Source organism: Enterobacter sp. 01-M-03-SI-ECC (assembly GCF_047530215.1).
Taxonomy (GTDB): domain Bacteria; phylum Pseudomonadota; class Gammaproteobacteria; order Enterobacterales; family Enterobacteriaceae; genus Enterobacter; species Enterobacter chengduensis.
On the sequence record NZ_JBLKDA010000002.1, the window covers coordinates 19,495 to 37,867 of the forward strand.

At 57.4% G+C, this 18,373-nt stretch carries 18 protein-coding genes; 9 read left to right on the plus strand and 9 right to left on the minus strand.

Annotation, left to right across the window (positions count from 1 at the left end):
- Positions 1-26 precede the first annotated feature (26 nt).
- Together purN and purM are read right to left on the minus strand one after the other, a co-directional pair.
- Positions 27-668, minus strand: a complete 642-nt coding sequence (gene purN / locus ACMWKK_RS02025) for a phosphoribosylglycinamide formyltransferase (RefSeq protein WP_112779880.1) — start codon at positions 666-668, stop codon at positions 27-29.
- Entirely contained in the window at positions 665-1,702 is a 1,038-nt protein-coding gene (gene purM / locus ACMWKK_RS02030) for a phosphoribosylformylglycinamidine cyclo-ligase (RefSeq protein WP_023331057.1), read from the minus strand. Before purM ends, purN begins: the two co-directional genes overlap by 4 nt.
- A 266-nt stretch (positions 1,703-1,968) precedes the next feature.
- Between purM and ACMWKK_RS02035 the strand changes: the two genes are divergently transcribed.
- The 4 genes from ACMWKK_RS02035 (at position 1,969) to ACMWKK_RS02050 (ending at position 6,414) form a co-directional block, all read left to right on the plus strand.
- Entirely contained in the window at positions 1,969-3,399 is a 1,431-nt protein-coding gene (locus ACMWKK_RS02035) for a 6-phospho-beta-glucosidase (RefSeq protein WP_112779879.1), read from the plus strand.
- 216 nt (positions 3,400-3,615) lie between these two features.
- The gene (upp, locus tag ACMWKK_RS02040; protein ID WP_045325953.1) at positions 3,616-4,242 is read left to right on the plus strand and encodes a uracil phosphoribosyltransferase; all 627 of its coding nucleotides are present in this window, start codon (positions 3,616-3,618) and stop codon (positions 4,240-4,242) included.
- 86 nt (positions 4,243-4,328) lie between these two features.
- Positions 4,329-5,618, plus strand: a complete 1,290-nt coding sequence (uraA, locus tag ACMWKK_RS02045) for a uracil permease (RefSeq protein WP_045325951.1) — start codon at positions 4,329-4,331, stop codon at positions 5,616-5,618.
- Between the two features lie 94 nt (positions 5,619-5,712).
- Positions 5,713-6,414 carry a DnaA inactivator Hda gene (locus tag ACMWKK_RS02050; RefSeq protein ID WP_166792068.1) on the plus strand — a complete coding sequence of 234 codons (702 nt, stop codon included), beginning with the start codon at positions 5,713-5,715 and terminating at the stop codon, positions 6,412-6,414.
- An 82-nt stretch (positions 6,415-6,496) separates the two neighbouring features.
- Here ACMWKK_RS02050 and ACMWKK_RS02055 read toward each other — a convergent pair whose 3' ends face one another.
- The 3 genes from ACMWKK_RS02055 to celB are packed head-to-tail and all read right to left on the minus strand — an operon-like array spanning position 6,497 to position 10,194.
- Positions 6,497-7,915, minus strand: coding sequence for a leucyl aminopeptidase family protein (locus tag ACMWKK_RS02055; RefSeq protein ID WP_112779878.1), 1,419 nt, complete (start codon positions 7,913-7,915; stop codon positions 6,497-6,499).
- Entirely contained in the window at positions 7,915-8,871 is a 957-nt protein-coding gene (locus ACMWKK_RS02060) for a N(4)-(beta-N-acetylglucosaminyl)-L-asparaginase (RefSeq protein WP_112779877.1), read from the minus strand. The genes ACMWKK_RS02055 and ACMWKK_RS02060 overlap by 1 nt, the downstream gene beginning before the upstream one ends.
- Before the next feature lie 3 nt (positions 8,872-8,874).
- A complete protein-coding gene (gene celB / locus ACMWKK_RS02065) occupies positions 8,875-10,194 on the minus strand; it encodes a PTS cellobiose transporter subunit IIC (protein ID WP_045325944.1) in 1,320 nt (439 codons plus the stop codon).
- Between the two features lie 146 nt (positions 10,195-10,340).
- On the opposite strand from celB, the gene ACMWKK_RS02070 reads away from it, so the two are divergent.
- Positions 10,341-11,165: an XRE family transcriptional regulator gene (locus tag ACMWKK_RS02070; RefSeq protein WP_112779876.1), complete on the plus strand. Its 825-nt coding sequence runs from the start codon at positions 10,341-10,343 to the stop codon at positions 11,163-11,165.
- On the opposite strand, the gene arsC is transcribed toward ACMWKK_RS02070, so the two are convergent.
- Together arsC and bepA are read right to left on the minus strand one after the other, a co-directional pair.
- A complete protein-coding gene (arsC, locus tag ACMWKK_RS02075; protein WP_112779875.1) occupies positions 11,162-11,518 on the minus strand; it encodes an arsenate reductase (glutaredoxin) in 357 nt (118 codons plus the stop codon). The genes ACMWKK_RS02070 and arsC overlap by 4 nt on opposite strands.
- Before the next feature lie 12 nt (positions 11,519-11,530).
- On the minus strand, positions 11,531-12,994 hold the full coding sequence (gene bepA / locus ACMWKK_RS02080) for a beta-barrel assembly-enhancing protease (protein WP_045325938.1): 1,464 nt from the start codon (positions 12,992-12,994) through the stop codon (positions 11,531-11,533).
- Between the two features lie 221 nt (positions 12,995-13,215).
- On the opposite strand from bepA, the gene ACMWKK_RS02085 reads away from it, so the two are divergent.
- Positions 13,216-14,280: an AI-2E family transporter gene (locus ACMWKK_RS02085; protein WP_045325936.1), complete on the plus strand. Its 1,065-nt coding sequence runs from the start codon at positions 13,216-13,218 to the stop codon at positions 14,278-14,280.
- A gap of 83 nt (positions 14,281-14,363) precedes the next feature.
- On the opposite strand, the gene bcp is transcribed toward ACMWKK_RS02085, so the two are convergent.
- Positions 14,364-14,834 (minus strand): thioredoxin-dependent thiol peroxidase, encoded by a 471-nt coding sequence (gene bcp / locus ACMWKK_RS02090; protein ID WP_014171119.1) that lies wholly within the window; start codon positions 14,832-14,834, stop codon positions 14,364-14,366.
- A complete protein-coding gene (locus ACMWKK_RS02095; RefSeq protein WP_045325933.1) occupies positions 14,834-15,403 on the minus strand; it encodes a glycine cleavage system transcriptional repressor in 570 nt (189 codons plus the stop codon). Before ACMWKK_RS02095 ends, bcp begins: the two co-directional genes overlap by 1 nt.
- Positions 15,404-15,548: 145 nt before the next feature.
- Here ACMWKK_RS02095 and dapA point away from each other — a divergent pair, with 145 nt between their 5' ends.
- The 3 genes from dapA (at position 15,549) to purC (ending at position 18,301) form a co-directional block, all read left to right on the plus strand.
- Entirely contained in the window at positions 15,549-16,427 is an 879-nt protein-coding gene (gene dapA, locus ACMWKK_RS02100; RefSeq protein ID WP_045325931.1) for a 4-hydroxy-tetrahydrodipicolinate synthase, read from the plus strand.
- Positions 16,428-16,443: 16 nt separating this feature from the next.
- Entirely contained in the window at positions 16,444-17,478 is a 1,035-nt protein-coding gene (bamC, locus tag ACMWKK_RS02105) for an outer membrane protein assembly factor BamC (RefSeq protein WP_045325930.1), read from the plus strand.
- A gap of 109 nt (positions 17,479-17,587) precedes the next feature.
- Positions 17,588-18,301, plus strand: a complete 714-nt coding sequence (gene purC, locus ACMWKK_RS02110; protein ID WP_008501631.1) for a phosphoribosylaminoimidazolesuccinocarboxamide synthase — start codon at positions 17,588-17,590, stop codon at positions 18,299-18,301.
- Positions 18,302-18,373: the final 72 nt, after the last annotated feature.

Below are 18,373 nucleotides of genomic sequence, written 5' to 3' on the forward strand. Positions count from 1 at the left end.
AGCGTAGCGCCACCCGACACAACAAACTACTCTTCCGCCGCATAACCCTGCGGAGGTAACTTAACGCCGTCCAGCCAGGCTGCGCCATCGCGCATCTCGAGACGCCCGTCGACAAACCAGCTCACCACCAGCGGGTAAATGGCGTGTTCCTGGGTCTGCACGCGCTCGGTCACATCTTCTTCGCTATCGCCGTCAAAGACCGGAACGTTAGCCTGCAGGATCACAGGACCGCCGTCCAGCTCGTCGGTGACGAAATGCACGGAGGTGCCGTGCTCCTCATCGCCGTTTTCCAGCACCTGACGGTGCGTGTGCAGGCCGGGATATTTTGGCAACAGGGAAGGGTGAATATTCAGCAGACGTCCGGCGAAGTGTTCGACAAACGCCGGGCTGAGAATACGCATATAGCCTGCCAGCACGACCACGTCCGGCGCGTAGGCATCAATCTCCTGAACCAGCTCGCGGTCAAAGGCTTCACGCCCGGCGAACTGGCTGGCCTCCAGCGCGTGCGCGGGAATATTCGCTTCCCGCGCGCGCTCAAGGCCGAACGCGTCGGCCTTGTTGCTGAACACTGCCCGAATGGTGCCGTTGATTTTCTTCTGTTTGCAGGCGTCAATTATCGCCTGCAAGTTGCTTCCGTTGCCGGAAATGAGCACCACGATGTTTTTCATTCAATGACCACACGCTCTTCGGAATCGGAGGCTTTAATCGTACCGATTTTCCACGCGTTTTCACCTTTCTCCGTCAGCAGCTTAACCGCTTTATCCGCTTCGCTTGCCGGCAGGGCGATAACCATGCCCACGCCGCAGTTAAAGGTGCGGTACATTTCGTGGGAGCTGACGTTGCCTGCGGTCTGCAGCCAGTTAAAGACGGCTGGCCACTGCCATGAGGATTCGTCGATCACCGCCTGGGTGTTGTCCGGCAGGACGCGCGGAATGTTTTCCCAGAAGCCGCCGCCGGTCAGGTGGGCGATAGCGTGAACGTCGACGTTCTCGATAAGCTCAAGCACGTTTTTCACGTAGATGCGGGTTGGGGCCAGCAGATGGTCAGCCAGCGGTTTGCCTTCCAGCTCGGTAGTTTGTGGGTCGCAGCCGCTCACTTCGAGGATTTTACGCACCAGGGAGTAGCCGTTGGAGTGCGGGCCGCTGGAGGCCAGCGCGATCAGCACATCGCCATCGGCCACTTTGCTGCCGTCGATAATTTCTGATTTTTCTACTACGCCGACGCAGAAGCCCGCGACGTCATAATCTTCGCCGTGATACATACCCGGCATTTCCGCGGTTTCACCCCCGACCAGCGCACAGCCAGATTGCAGACAGCCTTCGGCGATACCGTTAATCACGCTGGCAGCGGTATCCACGTCCAGTTTGCCGGTCGCGTAGTAATCGAGGAAGAACAGCGGCTCTGCGCCCTGTACCACCAGGTCATTTACGCACATCGCGACCAGATCGATACCGATCGTGTCGTGACGTTTTAAATCCATCGCCAGGCGCAGTTTGGTGCCTACACCGTCAGTTCCCGAGACCAGAACAGGTTCACGATATTTTTGCGGCAGCGCGCACAGTGCGCCGAAGCCACCCAGACCACCCATCACTTCAGGGCGGCGGGTTTTTTTCACCACACCTTTGATTCGGTCAACCAGCGCATTACCTGCGTCAATATCAACACCGGCATCTTTGTAGCTGAGAGAAGTTTTGTTGGTCACGGCTTAAATCCCCACGCGATTGCATAGCTAGTAAGAAAAATCGGCGCAATTCTAACAGTCCAGGCAAACGTTTGCGAGCCTATTCTGGACGTGGGGATCTTTTTTTCTTTGTCCCTTCTGAATGCGGCCAAACTTGACTCTGTTCACGAAAATGAAACCGGTTTCTGTTTTCTACTTGCAACGGCTTATCCCTTTGCACATCATCGAACTGAAACCGGTTTCTGTAATTGTTTTTGCAGAAAATAACGCAGAATGAGGGAAAGCGAATGTCAGGATTTAAAGCAGATTTTCTGTGGGGCGGTGCGGTTGCGGCGCATCAGCTGGAAGGCGGCTGGAAAGAGGGCGGCAAGGGCGTCAGCGTCGCCGACGTCATGACGGCCGGCGCGCACGGCGTGCCGCGTGAAATCACCAACGGCGTGCTGGAAGGGAAAAATTATCCTAACCACGAAGCCATCGATTTCTACCATCGCTATAAAGAAGACATCAAACTCTTTGCCGAGATGGGGTTTAAATGCTTCCGCACCTCAATTGCCTGGACGCGCATTTTCCCGAATGGGGACGAGCATGAGCCTAACGAGGCGGGCCTGAAATTCTATGACGATCTGTTCGACGAGTGCCTGAAGCACGGCATCGAACCGGTTATTACCCTGTCTCACTTCGAAATGCCTTTCCACCTGGTGACGGAATACGGCGGCTGGCGCAACCGCAAGCTGATCGACTTCTTCGTCCGTTTCGCAAAAGTGGTGTTCCAGCGCTACCAGCATAAGGTGAAGTACTGGATGACCTTCAACGAGATCAACAACCAGGCCAACTTCCACGAGGACTTCGCGCCGTTCACCAACTCCGGGCTGAAGTACGCGCCGGGTGAAGACCGTGAGCCGGTGATGTTCCAGGCCGCGCACTACGAGCTGGTGGCCAGCGCCCTGGCGGTGAAGGCGGGGCGCGAGATTAACCCGTCTCTGCAGATCGGCTGCATGATCGCCATGTGCCCAATCTACCCGCTGACCTGCGCGCCGGACGACATGATGATGGCGATGAACGCCATGCACCGCCGCTACTGGTTCACCGACGTGCACGTGCGCGGCAAGTACCCGCAGCATCTGCTCAACTACTTTGAACGTCGTGGCTTCGTGCTGGATATCACCGAAGACGATAAAGCGGCGCTGACGCAGGGCTGCGTGGATTACATCGGCTTTAGCTACTACATGTCGTTTGCCACCAAGGCCACGGCGGACAACCCGCAGCTGGATTACGACGAGAGCAAGAGCCTGGTCTCTAACCCGTACGTGCAGAAATCCGACTGGGGCTGGCAGATTGACCCGGTGGGGCTGCGCTACTCCCTGAACTGGTTCTGGGATCACTACCAGCTGCCGCTGTTCATCGTTGAGAACGGCTTTGGCGCGATTGACGTGCAGGAGAGCGACGGCACGGTGAACGACCAGTACCGCATCGACTACCTGTCTGCGCACATCCGCGAGATGAAAAAAGCGGTAGTGGAGGATGGCGTAGACCTGATGGGCTACACCCCATGGGGCTGCATCGACCTCGTGTCTGCCGGAACGGGCGAAATGAAAAAACGCTACGGCTTTATCTTTGTGGATAAAGACAATGAAGGGAACGGCACGCTGAACCGCAGCAAGAAGAAGTCGTTCGACTGGTATAAGCAGGTGATCGCCAGCAACGGCGAGCAGCTATAATTGCCCGGTGGCGCTGCGCTTACCGGGCCTACGGGATGTGTAGGCCGGGTAAGCGGTAGCGCCACCCGGCAAAACCCCGCGCCCAAGCCGGAGCCCAGCCTCCGGCTTTTTTGTTTTTGATTGACGTACATCAAGCAACATGGGTATGGCGCAATCCGAAAAAAGCGGTATAATCCCGCGATTTTTTTGCGGATGCCACCTCAGAGGAGAAAGAGAATGAAGATTGTGGAAGTGAAACACCCACTCGTTAAACACAAGTTGGGCCTGATGCGTGAGCATGACATCAGCACGAAGCGTTTTCGCGAACTGGCCTCTGAAGTCGGCAGCCTGCTGACCTACGAAGCGACCTCCGATCTGGAAACAGAAAAAGTCACCATCGAAGGCTGGAACGGCCCGGTGCAGGTTGAGCAGATCAAAGGTAAGAAAATTACCGTGGTGCCAATCCTGCGTGCCGGCCTCGGCATGATGGAAGGCGTGCTGGAGCACGTGCCAAGCGCGCGCATCAGCGTGGTCGGTATCTACCGTGACGAAGAAACCCTCGAGCCGGTGCCTTACTTCCAGAAACTGGTGTCTAACATCGACGAACGTATGGCGCTGGTGGTTGACCCAATGCTGGCGACCGGCGGTTCGATGATCGCCACCATCGACCTGCTGAAAAAAGCGGGCTGCAGCAGCATTAAGGTGCTGGTCCTGGTTGCGGCACCGGAAGGGATCGCGGCGCTGGAAAAAGCGCATCCGGACGTTGAGCTGTATACCGCCTCTATCGACCAGGGCCTGAACGAGCACGGGTACATCATCCCGGGGCTCGGCGATGCCGGCGATAAGATCTTTGGTACGAAATAATCGAATAACGATAAATAAGCCGACTTTGATAGTCGGCTTTTTTTTGAATAAAACACCAACAACGATACTACACAGAGGAAAACACTATGACGCGCCGTGCTATCGGGGTGAGTGAAAGACCGCCGCTTTTACAGACTATCCCGCTTAGTTTGCAGCACCTGTTCGCCATGTTTGGCGCAACCGTGCTGGTGCCAATCCTGTTCCACATTAACCCGGCTACCGTGCTGCTGTTCAACGGCATCGGTACGCTGCTGTACCTCTTCATCTGTAAAGGCAAAATCCCGGCGTATCTCGGGTCGAGCTTTGCCTTTATCTCTCCGGTGCTGTTGCTGCTGCCGCTGGGTTATGAGGTCGCGCTGGGCGGCTTTATCATGTGTGGCGTGCTGTTCTGCCTGGTCTCCTTCATCGTGAAGAAAGCCGGTACCGGCTGGCTGGACGTGATGTTCCCGCCTGCGGCGATGGGCGCCATCGTTGCCGTCATCGGCCTGGAACTGGCGGGCGTGGCGGCGAACATGGCCGGTCTGCTGCCTGCTGACGGCCAGTCACCGGATTCTAAAACCATTATCATTTCGCTGGTCACGCTGGGCGTGACGGTGTTTGGCTCCGTGCTGTTCCGCGGCTTCATGGCGATTATACCGATCCTCATCGGCGTGCTGGCGGGCTATGCGCTCTCCTTCGCGATGGGCGTGGTGGACACTACGCCGATTGCCCAGGCGCACTGGTTCGCTCTGCCAACCTTCTATCAGCCGCGCTTCGAGTGGTTCGCCATCTTCACCATTCTGCCTGCGGCGCTGGTGGTGATTGCGGAGCACGTCGGCCACCTCGTGGTGACGGCGAACATCGTTAAGCGCGATTTAATCCGCGACCCGGGCCTGCACCGCTCCATGTTCGCTAACGGCTTCTCCACCATCATCTCCGGCTTCTTTGGCTCCACGCCAAACACCACCTACGGCGAGAACATCGGCGTGATGGCGATTACCCGCGTCTACAGTACCTGGGTTATCGGCGGCGCGGCGATCATCGCCATTCTGCTCTCCTGCGTCGGCAAGCTGGCGGCAGCGATTCAGATCATCCCGGTGCCGGTGATGGGCGGCGTGTCTCTGCTGCTGTATGGGGTGATCGGTGCCTCCGGTATTCGCGTGCTGATTGAATCTAAAGTGGATTACAGCAAAGCGCAGAACCTGATCCTGACCTCGGTGATCCTGATTATCGGCGTGAGCGGCGCGAAGGTGCACATCGGCGCGGCCGAGCTGAAGGGCATGGCGCTGGCGACCATCGTTGGCGTGGGCCTGAGCCTGATCTTCAAGCTGATCTCGGTGATCCGCCCGGAAGAAGACATTCTGGACGCGGACGACAGCGAAAAAGCGCCGCATTGATCGAAAAATCGGGCGAGGGATCGCCCGGTTCTCTCCTGGCGGGTTCCGTGTTAAACTCCATGCCGATTTTATGTCAGATCTGGTTGAGGTACTTCTGAACGGACCGGCACAGCTCTCTCTGCCACTTTATCTCCCTGACGACGAAACGTTTGCGAGTTTCTGGCCGGGTGATAACCCCTCTTTACTGGCTGCACTGCAAAACGTGCTGCGTCAGGAACACAGCGGATACATCTATATCTGGTCACGCGAAGGCGCGGGGCGCAGCCATCTGCTGCATGCCGCCTGTGCGGAACTTTCTGCGCGCGGCGATGCGGTAGGCTACGTGCCGCTCGATAAACGGACCTGGTTTGTGCCCGAAGTGCTGGAGGGAATGGAACATCTCTCGCTGGTCTGCATTGATAATATCGAATGCGTGGCGGGGGATGAGCCGTGGGAAATGGCGATCTTCAACCTCTACAACCGCATTCTGGAGTCGGGTAAAACCCGGCTGCTGATCACCGGCGATCGCCCGCCGCGCCAGCTCAATCTCGGGTTGCCGGACCTGGCGTCTCGTCTGGACTGGGGGCAAATCTACAAGCTCCAGCCGCTGTCGGATGAAGATAAGCTTCAGGCGCTACAGCTGCGCGCAAAGCAGCGCGGGTTTGAGCTGCCGGAGGACGTGGGGCGCTTCCTGCTCAAGCGTCTGGACCGGGAAATGCGCACCCTGTTTGACACGCTCGATCAGCTCGATCGCGCCTCCATTACCGCCCAGCGCAAGCTGACCATCCCGTTTGTGAAAGATATTCTCAAGCTTTAAGCGTTTTCGCCCGGTGGCGGCTACGCCTTACCGGGCCTACGGGTGCTCTTTGTAGGCCCGGTAAGGCGCAGCCGTCGCCCGGCTAAAGATCTCCCATCAGGTGTTCAACCAAAAGCGGAATTGGTCTTCCCGACGCCACGCTCCTTCCCCCTTCGCGCCACAGCGCCGTACCGCTGATATCCAGATGCGCCCACGGGATTGTCGGCGGGCAGAAATGATGCAGCAGCCACGCGGCCGAGGCGCTGATCGCCGCATTGTTGGTCGGCGTATTGCACAGATCGGCAATGGCGCTGTCGGTCTGCTTTTTCAGCCGCGCGTCCAGCGGAAGGGACCACACTTCGTCACCGCTCTGTTTCCCTGCCCGCGTCAGCGCCGCGCGCAGCGGTTCATCCTGGGTCATCAGCCCGCTCAGCTCATAGCCCAGCGCTTTGACGACCGCACCGGTTAAGGTAGCCATATCAATAATGTAGCGCGCCTGCGGATGGCGCAGGCTGGCCCAGGCGATAGCATCCGCCAGCACCAGCCTGCCTTCGGCATCGGTATTGTTAATTTCAACCGTAGTGCCGTTGCAGGCCGTCGCCACCGTGCCGGGCTGCATGGCGTCCGGTCCGATGGCGTTTTCCGCCAGCGCCAGCACCCCCATTATGCGTACGGGCAGCGCCAGCTCCGCCACGGTCAGCATTAGCCCCAGCACGTTTGCCGCCCCGCACATGTCGTATTTCATGGTGTACATGCCCGCGCCTTCCTTCAGCCACAGGCCGCCGGTATCGAAGGTAATACCTTTCCCCACATAGCAGCGCGCCGGGCCGTCTTTGGCACCGTCATAATGAATCGCCAGCAGACGTGGCGGGCAGCTCGCCCCTTTGCCCACGGCGTGCAGCAGCCCGAGTCCGTGCCCGACAATCTCTTCTTCTTTCAGCACTTCGCAGCGCAGAGTGGGGAAGGACTCACAAAGCTGTTGTGCCTCTTCCACCACAAACTGCGGCGTACAGCGGTCGGAGGGGATATCTGCCAGACGACGCGCCGCGACCATGCCGCGCGCGATGGCCTGCTGCTGGCGGAATATCCCTTCCAGTTTTGCCTGCTGCTCCGGCAGGCACAGAGCCGAGATATGCGCGATACGGACGTCATCGCCGGTTTTCTTTAGCTGCAAATCGCTCAGCCGGTGATCCTGATTAAAGAGAAAACGCAGCACCTGTACCAGCACGACGTCGTCGATTTCGGTCACATCCAGAACCAGGTCGGGACACACGGGGCAGGCCAGCAGCGGACGCAACGCGGTGAGCAATCCTTCGGTCAGGCTATCGTGCCAGAGCGCATCGGGTAGCAGCGTGATCCGGGCAAACGGGGCGCAGCCAAAGCGGGCGTCAGCGATGCCGTCGGATTCGCGCATTTCCGCGATAAGCGCAGTTTGCGGCAAATGCGCACAGCGGGGGCGGGCGATGAAATGGCCTTGCGGCTTCGCGTCGGAAAGCGCGGTAATGAGTTGGTAGGTAATCATCATAACTCCTCAATCGGCGCGCGGATCCGCGCGGCATAGGCCTGCATCCACTCATCGTCTACCGCGTGATAATGCGTTTTCTCGCGCAGACGCTCGGTACGATAAACGGTGAGGGGCTGGCGAGCCGTCGCTACCACAAACGAGAAGGTTTTGATGTTGGTGGCGGCGCCAAATTCGCCCCTGTTATTCATGCACACCACGGAGAGATCCCCCGCGCGGCCGAAGCGCGACATCAGCTTGTCTTCCAGTTCGAATACCACCGAATCCGCGGCCTGCTGCGGCGTCATGCCTTGCGCCATCCGGCGGACGATTTCATAGCTGGTGCAGCCTTTCATTAAATCTTCACCGACGCCCGTGGCGGTGGCGGCACCGGTTTCGCTGTCGCAGTAAAAGCCGGAGCCGATAATGGGGGAATCCCCGATGCGGCCGCGTTTTTTCATAAACAGGCCGCTGGTGGAGGTGGCGACGCTCATTGACCCCTGCTTATCGAGCCCGATAATGCCGACGGTGTCATGCCCGTCGTAGGGGCTTAAGCCTTTATCCAGCGTCTCGCGGCAGCGCTTGCGGTAGTGCTGCACGGCGCGCTCCGTGAGCATGGTTTTGTCGGCAAAGCCCTGGCTTAGCGCCCATTCCCGCGCGCCCTGGCCGACCAGCAGGCTGTTGTAGCGCTGGCGGCTGAGGGCGTGCGCCACGCGCACCGGGTTGGCGATGTCCACCAGATTTCCTACCGCGCCAAACGCCAGCGTGTCGCCGTCCATGTACGCCGCGTCCAGCTCGACATCGCCGTTTTCGGTGGGCAGCCCGCCGTAGCCGACGGATTTATAAAACGGAAAGTCTTCGACGGCGGCGACGGCATCCACCACCGCTGCTGCGGCCGGTTCTCCCGCTGCCAGCGCAGAGGCCGACTCCGTGACGCCCTCAAGCGCCATTCGCCAGGTGGCGATAATTCCCCACATGCTTTACTCCTGTTTTGCAAGGGTGGTATCGGTTTGCGTAACGCTGGTCATTTCCGCCGCGCGGTACTGTTTGTCCACGATACGCATAAAAGGCAAATACAGCATGGCGCCAATCAGCAGGTTGATAAGCTGCATCACGCTACCGCTCAGGTGTCCGGTGACGATAAAGCCGCTGATGACCGGCGGCAGCGTCCACGGGATAAATACCCCGGTGGTGACGGCGACCGCGCCAATTTTCATCGCCGCATACTGCACGGTAACCAGCACCAGCGGCACCAGGTTGAACGGGATAAGCATGATGGGGTTCATGATCACCGGCAGGCCAAACAGAATCGGTTCGTTGATGTTAAAGACCGATGCCCCCGCGCCGAGGCGCGCCACTTCGCGCATGTTTTTGCTGCGGGCGAAAATGAGCATCGCAATCACCAGCGACAGCGTGGCGCCCGCGCCGCCCATCCAGATCATGTCAAAAAACTGCTCGGTGATAATGTGCGGCGGCGTCGTGCCTGCCTGAATGGCGGCGATGTTGTCGGTCTGGTTCTCCATCCACAGCGGGCGAATGATGCCGTTGATCATCGAGCCGGAGTTAATGCCCACTGACCACAGAATGGTGATGCTGAATACGGTCATCAGCGCGCCGAAATAAGAGGTGCCATAGTGGCGTACCGGCGTGGCGACCACCTCGTAAATAAACTGATGGATGGTACTGTAGTGGGTGTTTTCAAACACGATGCGAATACCCAGCACTACAATCATCACCACCAGCGCCGGGATCAGCGCGGCGAACGACTCCTGCACCGCAGGCGGCACGCCGTCCGGCATTTTAATGACCAGATTTTTGCGCTTGAGCCAGCAGAATAGCTCGGTCCACAGCAGCGAACCGATCATCGCCACGAACAGCCCCTTGCTGCCAATCCACTCCACCGGAATGACGGTGATACCGCCGTTTTCCGCCACTTTGATAAAGGGCGTCAGGATGAGAAAGGCGACCAGCGCCAGAATGCCGCAGGAGATGCGATCTTCGCCATAGTGTTCCGCCAGGCGGAAGGCGACCAGGAAGCTGATGAACAGCGACATGGTGGAGAACACCGCGTTGAACGGAATTTCAATAATGGCGCTCCAGCTCTCACCAAAGGCCTGAGACATAAACTGCTGATAGGCCTGGTTAGGGAACGACGAAATCACCAGCAGAATCGAGCCGACGATAATAAACGGCATGAAGGATACGTAGGCGCCGCGAATGGCCCCGAGATGGCGCTGCTGGGCCGTTTTGGCCGCCAACGGCATCAGTTTTGCTTCAAGAAATCCCAGAACATTGTTCATTGTGAACTCCGTACAAGATTGAGGGGTGTTGTTTGTGTTATGTCTGGGGATTATCAGTGAAGCGTGGCGAGCGAAAGGTGAAATCGGTCACAAAGCAATCGCTGTTGTAGTATAAATCTCATAAGATTAGTTCTGAGGATCATGCGATGGAAATTAAACTGCACGCTAATGCCACCACGACGCCGCGCATCCGTCGCTATCTTCAGCAGTCAGACAAAAGCGACAGAGAGCTGGCAGTTGAGCTGGGTATTTCAGTCACTACCGTCAGGCGCTGGCGCAACCGCGAGCAGGTTTCTGATAACCATACGACGCCAAAAGTGATACACAAAGCTATGAGACAGGAGCAGGTTGCGCTGGTCAATGCTCTGCGGGATGTCACAGGCGCACCGCTGGACGACCTGCTGCAGATGGTCAATGACGGACTCGGGATCGCCGTCTCCCGCGCGACCCTGAACCGCTATCTCAAACCGGCTTCGGTAAAGCACAAGGGCGCGAGGTTGCAGGGTAAAAAGGCGCTCAAGGCAGGTATCGTGCCGCAAACACTTCTGCTGCATCATCAGCCTCTGTCGCTGCATATGGACGACGGTGGGGAGCAGCATCTGCTCTGGGCGCGTGAACCCGTGAGCGGCTGGTGCTACGCCCGGCTGTATGCGGGCATCTCACCGCAGTTGCTCGCCCGCTGGGTACGCGAGGCGATTGAAGCCTGTCCTGCTGAGATTCAATCTATTGAGACTTTTGGCTTAGAAGTAAAGGCTGAGGGGCGTCCTGTCACCGTGAAGGTGCATCCGCAGCCATACCGCACCGTGCAGGTTGCTCTGCCGCTGGGTGAAATCATCCCACGTCTGAACAGTAAACCGGCAGGCGAGCTGTTGATCCAGCTGTGTGAATTTTACAATCAGGGAAAAGCGCAGAAAAAGTTGGGAGAGAGCACGCCGCAGGCCTTTCTGGAAGCGCTGCGGCACAGGCGTTAGAGGATTTCGAGCACGTCTTCCGGCGGGCGTCCAATGCGCGCCTGGCCGTTCGCCACCACAATCGGGCGCTCAATCAGCTTCGGATTTTCAACCATCGCCTGGACCAGCTCCGCCTCGGTGAGACGGCTGTCATCCAGGTTAAGCGACTTATACAGATCTTCTTTCTGGCGCATCAGATCTCGAGCGCTGCCCATTCCCAGCATATGCAGCAGCTGGCGAAGGGTCTGTGCGTCCGGTGGCGTATCGAGATACAGCACCACCTCCGGCTCAACGCCGTTAGACTTCAGCAGGCTGAGGGTGTCGCGGCTCTTGGAGCAGCGAGGGTTATGGTAAATTTTAACCGCGTCTGTCATGACTCTCCTTGATTACATCTTCTCGTACGGCTTAAAGCGCAGCTGCAGGCCGCGCAGCTGATCGATACGCGCGTCGTAACGGGCCTGCTGGAGGCTGCCGAGCTTGACCAGCGAGCTGGCGCTGCTGAGCGCGGAAATCGCCTGGTCGAGGCGGCCCACGAGGGCATAACCTTCGGCACGCGCCGCCAGCTCCTGATCGCGGTTGCCGAGCTGGGCTTCCGCCTGAGCGAGCAAATCCCAGCCGTTTTGATCGTCTTTATTGTTAAAGGTGTAGCGGTTCAGAATGGTCGCCGCTTCGCCAGGCTGGCCGCCCTGTAAGTAAGCATTCGCCAGGTTAAGCTGCAGCACCGGGTTGGTTCGGACCTCTTTTGCCCCTTTCAGGCGGTTGATCGCGTCTGCGGTTTTCTTCTGCCCCAGATCGATATCCGTCGACAGATCGAGGTACCACGGGTTGTTCGGGTCGGCTGCCAGCAGCGGCTGCAGCGCTTTCCGCGCCTCATCGTATTTGCTGGCTTCCATCGCCTGGAGCGCCTGACCATACTGCGCGGCGTTTTTCTCGCGCACGTTGCCTTTCGCCAGGGTATCCAGCAGGTCGCTGGTGAGCTGGTTACGCCCGGAATTGTACATGCCGAGCGTTCTCACTTTCGCCATGTAGAAATCCTGCGACGACTGGACCACAACCGGACGCATCTGGTTGGCGCGGTTGCGCGCGTCCGACAGGCGGCTTTCCGGCAGCGGGTGGGTCAACAGAATTTCCGGCGGACGGGAAGAGTAACGCGCCTGATCGAGCAGTTTTTCCAGGAAGGTCGGCATAGCCTGTGGGTCAAAGCCCGAGCGCTGCAGCACCTGGATCCCGATGCGGTCCGCTTCCTGTTCGTTTTGCTGGGTGAAGCTGATCATCCCCTGGCGCGTTCCCGCCAGCGTACCGGTCAGGGCTGCCATCCCGGCCTGCGGGCTGGCCATAGCGAGCAGAATAGAGCCCAGCGCGCCCACCCAGGTGAGCGGGGCGTTACGTTTCTGGTCTTCCATGGCGCGCGCCAGGTGGCGCTGGGTGACGTGCGAAATTTCGTGCGCCATCACCGAGGCCAGCTGGCTTTCGTTGTCGGAATAACGGAATAACGCCGAATGCAGCACCACGTTACCGCCAAAGAAGGCGAAGGCGTTGATTTCGTCATTATTGATTAAATAGAAGTGGAAGGGGGTTTTAACCGAATCGGCGTGCGCCACCAGGCGCATCCCCAGCCCGTTTATGTACTGTACCAGCAAGGGGTCGTTAATCAGCGGGGCGCTGCCGCGCAGCTGGCGAACATAGTAATCCCCCATTTGCATCTCTTGCCCAATAGAGAGCGTGCTTCCTGCCGTGGTGCCCATGTCCGGCAATGTATCGGACGAGTCAGCAAAAGCGGGCAACACCTGACCGACCGTCACCGCGGCAATCAGCGTTGCAACCAGGGTTTTTCTCAATTGCCTGAACATAACCACTGTCCTGTATGTTGGATGTGCTAATTTGACCGATGAAGCGTCATATCGTTCATCACTGCTGCCCTGCGAGTGTAGCCGTGTTGCAGCATGAAGAAAATCCCATTCATCAGGCTTTTGCGGATTGTGACAGCGATACAAAAAGCGAAAGTCTTTTTTGTGACAGTTAGATACAATTCACCGTCTCACTCCCGCCATTCGATTCAGGGAAGGGTTGTATGCTCGAAATGTTAATGCAGTGGTATCGGCGTCGGTTCAGCGACCCGGAGGCCATTGCGCTGCTGGTTATTCTGGTTGCCGGGTTCGGCATTCTGTTCTTCTTCAGCGGCCTGCTCGCTCCCCTGCTGGTGGCGATTGTGCTGGCGTACCTGCTGGAGTGGCCAACGGCGCGCCTGGAACACATCGGCTGTTCCCGCCGCTGGGCGACCAGCATCGTGCTGGTGTTGTTTGTCGGCATCCTCCTGTTAATGGCCTTTGTGGTGATGCCGGTGGCCTGGCAGCAGGGCATTTACCTGATCCGCGATATGCCCGGCATGCTGAACAAGCTGTCTGATTTCGCCGCCACGCTGCCGCGTCGCTATCCTGCGCTGATGGATGCCGGAATTATTGACGCGATGGCCGAAAATATGCGCGCCCGCATCATGACGATGGGCGATTCGGTGGTGAAGTATTCTCTTGCCTCCCTGGTCGGGCTGCTGACGCTGGCGGTTTACCTTGTGCTCGTGCCGCTGATGGTCTTCTTCCTGGTGAAAGATAAAGACCAGATGCTCAACGCCGTGCGGCGTGTTCTGCCGCGCAACCGCGGGCTGGCGGGGCAGGTGTGGGAAGAGATGAACCAGCAGATCACCAACTACATTCGCGGCAAGGTGCTGGAGATGATTGTGGTCGGCGTGGCGACCTGGATTGGCTTCCTGATCTTTGGCCTGAACTACTCGCTGCTGCTGGCGGTGCTGGTGGGGTTCTCGGTCCTGATTCCGTACATCGGCGCCTTTGTGGTGACCATTCCGGTGGTTGGCGTCGCGCTGTTCCAGTTCGGGCTGGGGACGGAGTTCTGGAGCTGCTTCGCGGTGTACCTGATTATTCAGGGGCTGGACGGTAACCTGCTGGTACCGGTGCTGTTCTCCGAGGCGGTCAACCTGCATCCGCTGGTGATTATCTTATCCGTAGTGATTTTCGGCGGGCTGTGGGGATTCTGGGGCGTGTTCTTTGCCATTCCGCTGGCAACGCTGATTAAAGCGGTGGTGCACGCGTGGCCGGATGTGCCGGCGGTGGAAGAGAAGTAGGTTTTGCCGGGTGGCGCTGCGCTTACCCGGCCTACTTTTCCTTGTAGGTCGGGTAAGGCGAAGCCGCCACCCGACACTCACTTTCAGGCGCTTTGTTTCAGCCAGTTCAACACCACGTCGTGGTGGTTGCTGGTTTTGAAGTCGTCAAACACATGTTCAACTTTACCGTCAGCGTCAATCAGGAAGCTGATGCGGTGAATGCCGTCGTAGGTTTTCCCCATAAACGTCTTCTCGCCCCAGACCCCGAACTGTTCGCACACCTGATGGTCTTCATCAGAAAGCAGCGTGAAGTTCAGCAGCTCTTTTTCAGCAAATCGTGACAGCTTTTCTGGTTTATCCGTGCTGATACCCAGCACTTCCACGCCGACTTTCTTCAACTCGTCCATGTTGTCGCGTAAGCCGCAGGCCTGTACGGTGCAGCCGGGGGTCATGGCTTTCGGGTAGAAATAGACCAGAACACGCTGTCCCTGGAAGTCGGTCAAATTTACTTGCTCGCCGTCTTGATCCGGCAGGCTAAATTTCGGTGCGATGTCACCGGCTTTCAGTGGGTTCATTACTCAACTCCATCCTGTTCGTGCTGCGAATAATTGACGACGCTTATACTGCCCTGCGCGTTTAATTCTGTACAGAGGGCTTTGAACGCTTGCTCGATATTTGACGCATCCTGTGAGGCAGGGCTGTGGGCGGTAATTTGAATAAACAGCACCGGAAGACCCTGGTCATCGCCTGTCTGCGTGCGGGAAACCAGTTCGGCAATATTCATCTGATGGCTGTCAAAAAGCGCCGTGAACCGCTCAATCAGATGTGGAGAATCAGGCACTTCAACCTGCACCCAGACGGTAGAGGGCAGCGCTGGACGCGGACGCGCAGTGGTGCGCTTCATGACGATCAGCAAATCCAGTTCGGCTCCCTTCAGCGGCAGGGTCGATTCAATCAACGTAATGGCGTTCCATGTCCCGGAAAGTAACATAATAAATGTGAACTCTTCGCCAAGCATCGCCAGACGGCTGTCTTCGATATTACAGCCGCAGCTGCTTACGTGGCGGGTGATGGTGTTCACGATACCCGGCCTGTCGGCACCCAGCGCAGTGATAACCAGGTAATGTTGTGATGAGGTTGTCAAACCTGTTCTTCCTTTGCATGGTTAAGTCTTCCTAAGGAAAGCATAAAAAAAACATGCATACAACCGCCTGAGGGCCTCAGGTCGCTTGCTTTTATTACAGTTCCAAACGTACCATTGAGGCTCTTGTTCGCACAGAGGATGGCTCATGTTCACGGGAAGTATTGTCGCGCTTGTAACACCGATGGATGAAAAAGGTAACGTCTGCCGGTCTAGCATGAAGAAGCTGATTGATTACCATGTCGCCAATGGAACCTCGGCGATCGTTTCGGTAGGGACTACCGGTGAATCTGCAACGCTGAGCCACGACGAGCACGGCGATGTAGTGATGCTGACCCTCGAACTGGCTGACGGACGTATTCCGGTCATCGCGGGCACAGGCGCGAATGCCACCGCAGAAGCGATCAGCCTGACCAAACGTTTTAACGACAGCGGCATTGTTGGCTGTCTGACGGTGACCCCTTATTACAACCGTCCTACTCAGGAAGGTTTGTTCCAGCACTTCAAAGCCATCGCTGAACATACTGACTTGCCACAAATTCTGTATAATGTGCCGTCCCGTACCGGTTGCGATATGCTGCCGGAAACCGTTGGTCGTCTCTCGAAAGTAAAAAATATTATCGGTATTAAAGAGGCGACAGGGAACTTAAGCCGCGTTCATCAGATCAAAGAGCTGGTTTCAGACGACTTTATCCTGTTGAGTGGTGATGATGCGACCGCGCTGGACTTTATGCAGCTCGGTGGCCACGGCGTGATCTCCGTAACGGCAAACGTTGCGGCGCGCGACATGGCTGAAATGTGCAAACTGGCCGCAGCCGGTCACTTTGATGAAGCGCGCGTGATTAACCAGCGTCTGATGCCGCTGCACAATAAATTATTTGTCGAACCCAATCCGATCCCAGTGAAATGGGCATGTAAGGAGTTGGGGCTTGTAGCAACCGATACGCTGCGTCTGCCAATGACGCCGATTACCGACCACGGTCGTGATATCGTCAGGGCAGCGCTGAAGCATGCCGGTTTGCTGTAGAGTTTAGGGAGATTTGATGGCTTATTCAGTACAGAAGTCGCGCCTGGCGAAGGTTGCGAGTGTTTCGCTTGTTATGCTGCTCGCTGCCTGTAGTTCAGACTCGCGCTACAAGCGCCAGGTGAGCGGTGATGAATCCTATCTGGATGCGACCCCGCTTGCTGAACTTCACGCTCCGGCGGGGATGATCCTGCCGATTCAGAACGGCGATTATAATATTCCCGTGACCAACGGCAGCGGCCTGGTCGGTAAAGCGCTTGATATTCGTCCACCAGCACAGCCTCTGGCGCTGGTCAACGGGGCGCGTACCCAGTTCACCGGTGATACGGCGTCTCTGATGGTTGAGAGCGCGCGCGGTAGCAATCTGTGGCCGCAGGTTGTCAGCGTCATTCAGTCGAAGAACTACACCATCGATAAACGCGATGACGCCAGCCAGACGTTAACCACCGACTGGATCGAATGGAACCGTCTGGATGAAGATCAGCAGTACCGCGGTCGCTATCAAGTCTCCGTTAAGCCACAGGGTTATCAGCAGGCGGTTAACGTTAAGCTGTTGAACCTTGAGCAGGCGGGTAAACCGGTTGCGGATGCCGCGTCCCTGCAGCGTTACAGCACCGAAATGCTGAACGTCATTGCCGCGGGTCTGGATAAGACCGCGACAGAAGCCGCCAACGCAGCGCAAAGCCGCAACGGTGTGACCTTTGATGTCCAGAGCGGCGCGGATGATACCGGCCTGCCAATGCTGGTGGTGCGTGCGCCGTTTAACCAGACCTGGCAGCGTCTGCCAGCGACGCTGGAAAAAGTGGGCATGAAGGTGACCGACAGCACGCGTTCAACCGGCAGCATGACGGCAACCTATAAGCCGCTCTCCGACAGCGCGTGGCAGGAACTGGGCGCGAAAGATCCTCAGCTTGCCTCCGGTGACTACAAAATTCAGGTTGGCGACCTTGATAACCGCAGTAGCCTGCAGTTTATCGATCCAAAAGGTCACACGCTGACCCAGTCGCAGAACGATGCGCTGGTCGCTGTCTTCCAGGCAGCATTCAGCAAATAAATACGAGGGCGGGTTAATCCCGCCCTTTTTATTTTCGTGCTACGCAAACGTGTGCGTGGCATAATATGCCCAGTTTTGAACACCAATCATCACACCAGGAGTAATGAAGATGCAGAAGCAAGCTGAGTTGTATCGTGGCAAAGCGAAGACCGTATACAGCACGGAAAACCCGGATCTGTTGGTGCTCGAGTTCCGCAATGATACGTCAGCAGGGGATGGCGCACGCATTGAGCAGTTCGATCGTAAAGGCATGGTGAACAACAAGTTCAACCACTTCATTATGACCAAACTGGCCGAAGCGGGTATCCCGACTCAGATGGAAGCGTTGCTGTCCGATACGGAATGTCTGGTGAAAAAACTGGATATGGTTCCGGTTGAGTGCGTTATTCGTAACCGCGCGGCAGGCTCCCTGGTGAAGCGTCTGGGCATTGAAGAAGGCATCGAGCTGAATCCACCGCTGTTCGACCTGTTCCTGAAAAACGATGCCATGCACGATCCGATGGTGAATGACTCCTACTGCGAAACCTTCGGCTGGGTGAACAAAGAGAACCTGGCGCGCATGAAAGAGCTGACCTACAAAGCCAACGACGTGCTGAAAAAGCTGTTTGATGACGCGGGCCTGATCCTCGTCGACTTCAAGCTGGAGTTTGGTCTGTTCAAAGGCGAAGTGGTGCTGGGCGACGAGTTCTCGCCGGACGGCAGCCGCCTGTGGGATAAAGAAACCCTGGATAAAATGGACAAAGACCGCTTCCGTCAGAGCCTGGGCGGCCTGATTGAAGCGTACGAAGCGGTTGCTCACCGTTTAGGCGTTAAGCTCGACTAACTCCCTCACTTGCCAAAGGATGTTCTCATCCTTTGGCGTCTTACCCTTGTTTCCTATGGTAATCTTGCCGTT

What these genes read in the sequence shown, in the direction of transcription:
- purN (WP_112779880.1), bottom strand. Translation starts at nt 668, where the DNA reads ATGAAAAACATCGTGGTGCTCATTTCCGGCAACGGAAGCAACTTGCAG.
- ACMWKK_RS02035 (WP_112779879.1), top strand. Translation starts at nt 1,969, where the DNA reads ATGTCAGGATTTAAAGCAGATTTTCTGTGGGGCGGTGCGGTTGCGGCG.
- upp (WP_045325953.1), top strand. Translation starts at nt 3,616, where the DNA reads ATGAAGATTGTGGAAGTGAAACACCCACTCGTTAAACACAAGTTGGGC.
- uraA (WP_045325951.1), top strand. Translation starts at nt 4,329, where the DNA reads ATGACGCGCCGTGCTATCGGGGTGAGTGAAAGACCGCCGCTTTTACAG.
- ACMWKK_RS02055 (WP_112779878.1), bottom strand. Translation starts at nt 7,915, where the DNA reads ATGATTACCTACCAACTCATTACCGCGCTTTCCGACGCGAAGCCGCAA.
- ACMWKK_RS02060 (WP_112779877.1), bottom strand. Translation starts at nt 8,871, where the DNA reads ATGTGGGGAATTATCGCCACCTGGCGAATGGCGCTTGAGGGCGTCACG.
- celB (WP_045325944.1), bottom strand. Translation starts at nt 10,194, where the DNA reads ATGAACAATGTTCTGGGATTTCTTGAAGCAAAACTGATGCCGTTGGCG.
- ACMWKK_RS02070 (WP_112779876.1), top strand. Translation starts at nt 10,341, where the DNA reads ATGGAAATTAAACTGCACGCTAATGCCACCACGACGCCGCGCATCCGT.
- arsC (WP_112779875.1), bottom strand. Translation starts at nt 11,518, where the DNA reads ATGACAGACGCGGTTAAAATTTACCATAACCCTCGCTGCTCCAAGAGC.
- bepA (WP_045325938.1), bottom strand. Translation starts at nt 12,994, where the DNA reads ATGTTCAGGCAATTGAGAAAAACCCTGGTTGCAACGCTGATTGCCGCG.
- ACMWKK_RS02085 (WP_045325936.1), top strand. Translation starts at nt 13,216, where the DNA reads ATGCTCGAAATGTTAATGCAGTGGTATCGGCGTCGGTTCAGCGACCCG.
- bcp (WP_014171119.1), bottom strand. Translation starts at nt 14,834, where the DNA reads ATGAACCCACTGAAAGCCGGTGACATCGCACCGAAATTTAGCCTGCCG.
- dapA (WP_045325931.1), top strand. Translation starts at nt 15,549, where the DNA reads ATGTTCACGGGAAGTATTGTCGCGCTTGTAACACCGATGGATGAAAAA.
- bamC (WP_045325930.1), top strand. Translation starts at nt 16,444, where the DNA reads ATGGCTTATTCAGTACAGAAGTCGCGCCTGGCGAAGGTTGCGAGTGTT.
- purC (WP_008501631.1), top strand. Translation starts at nt 17,588, where the DNA reads ATGCAGAAGCAAGCTGAGTTGTATCGTGGCAAAGCGAAGACCGTATAC.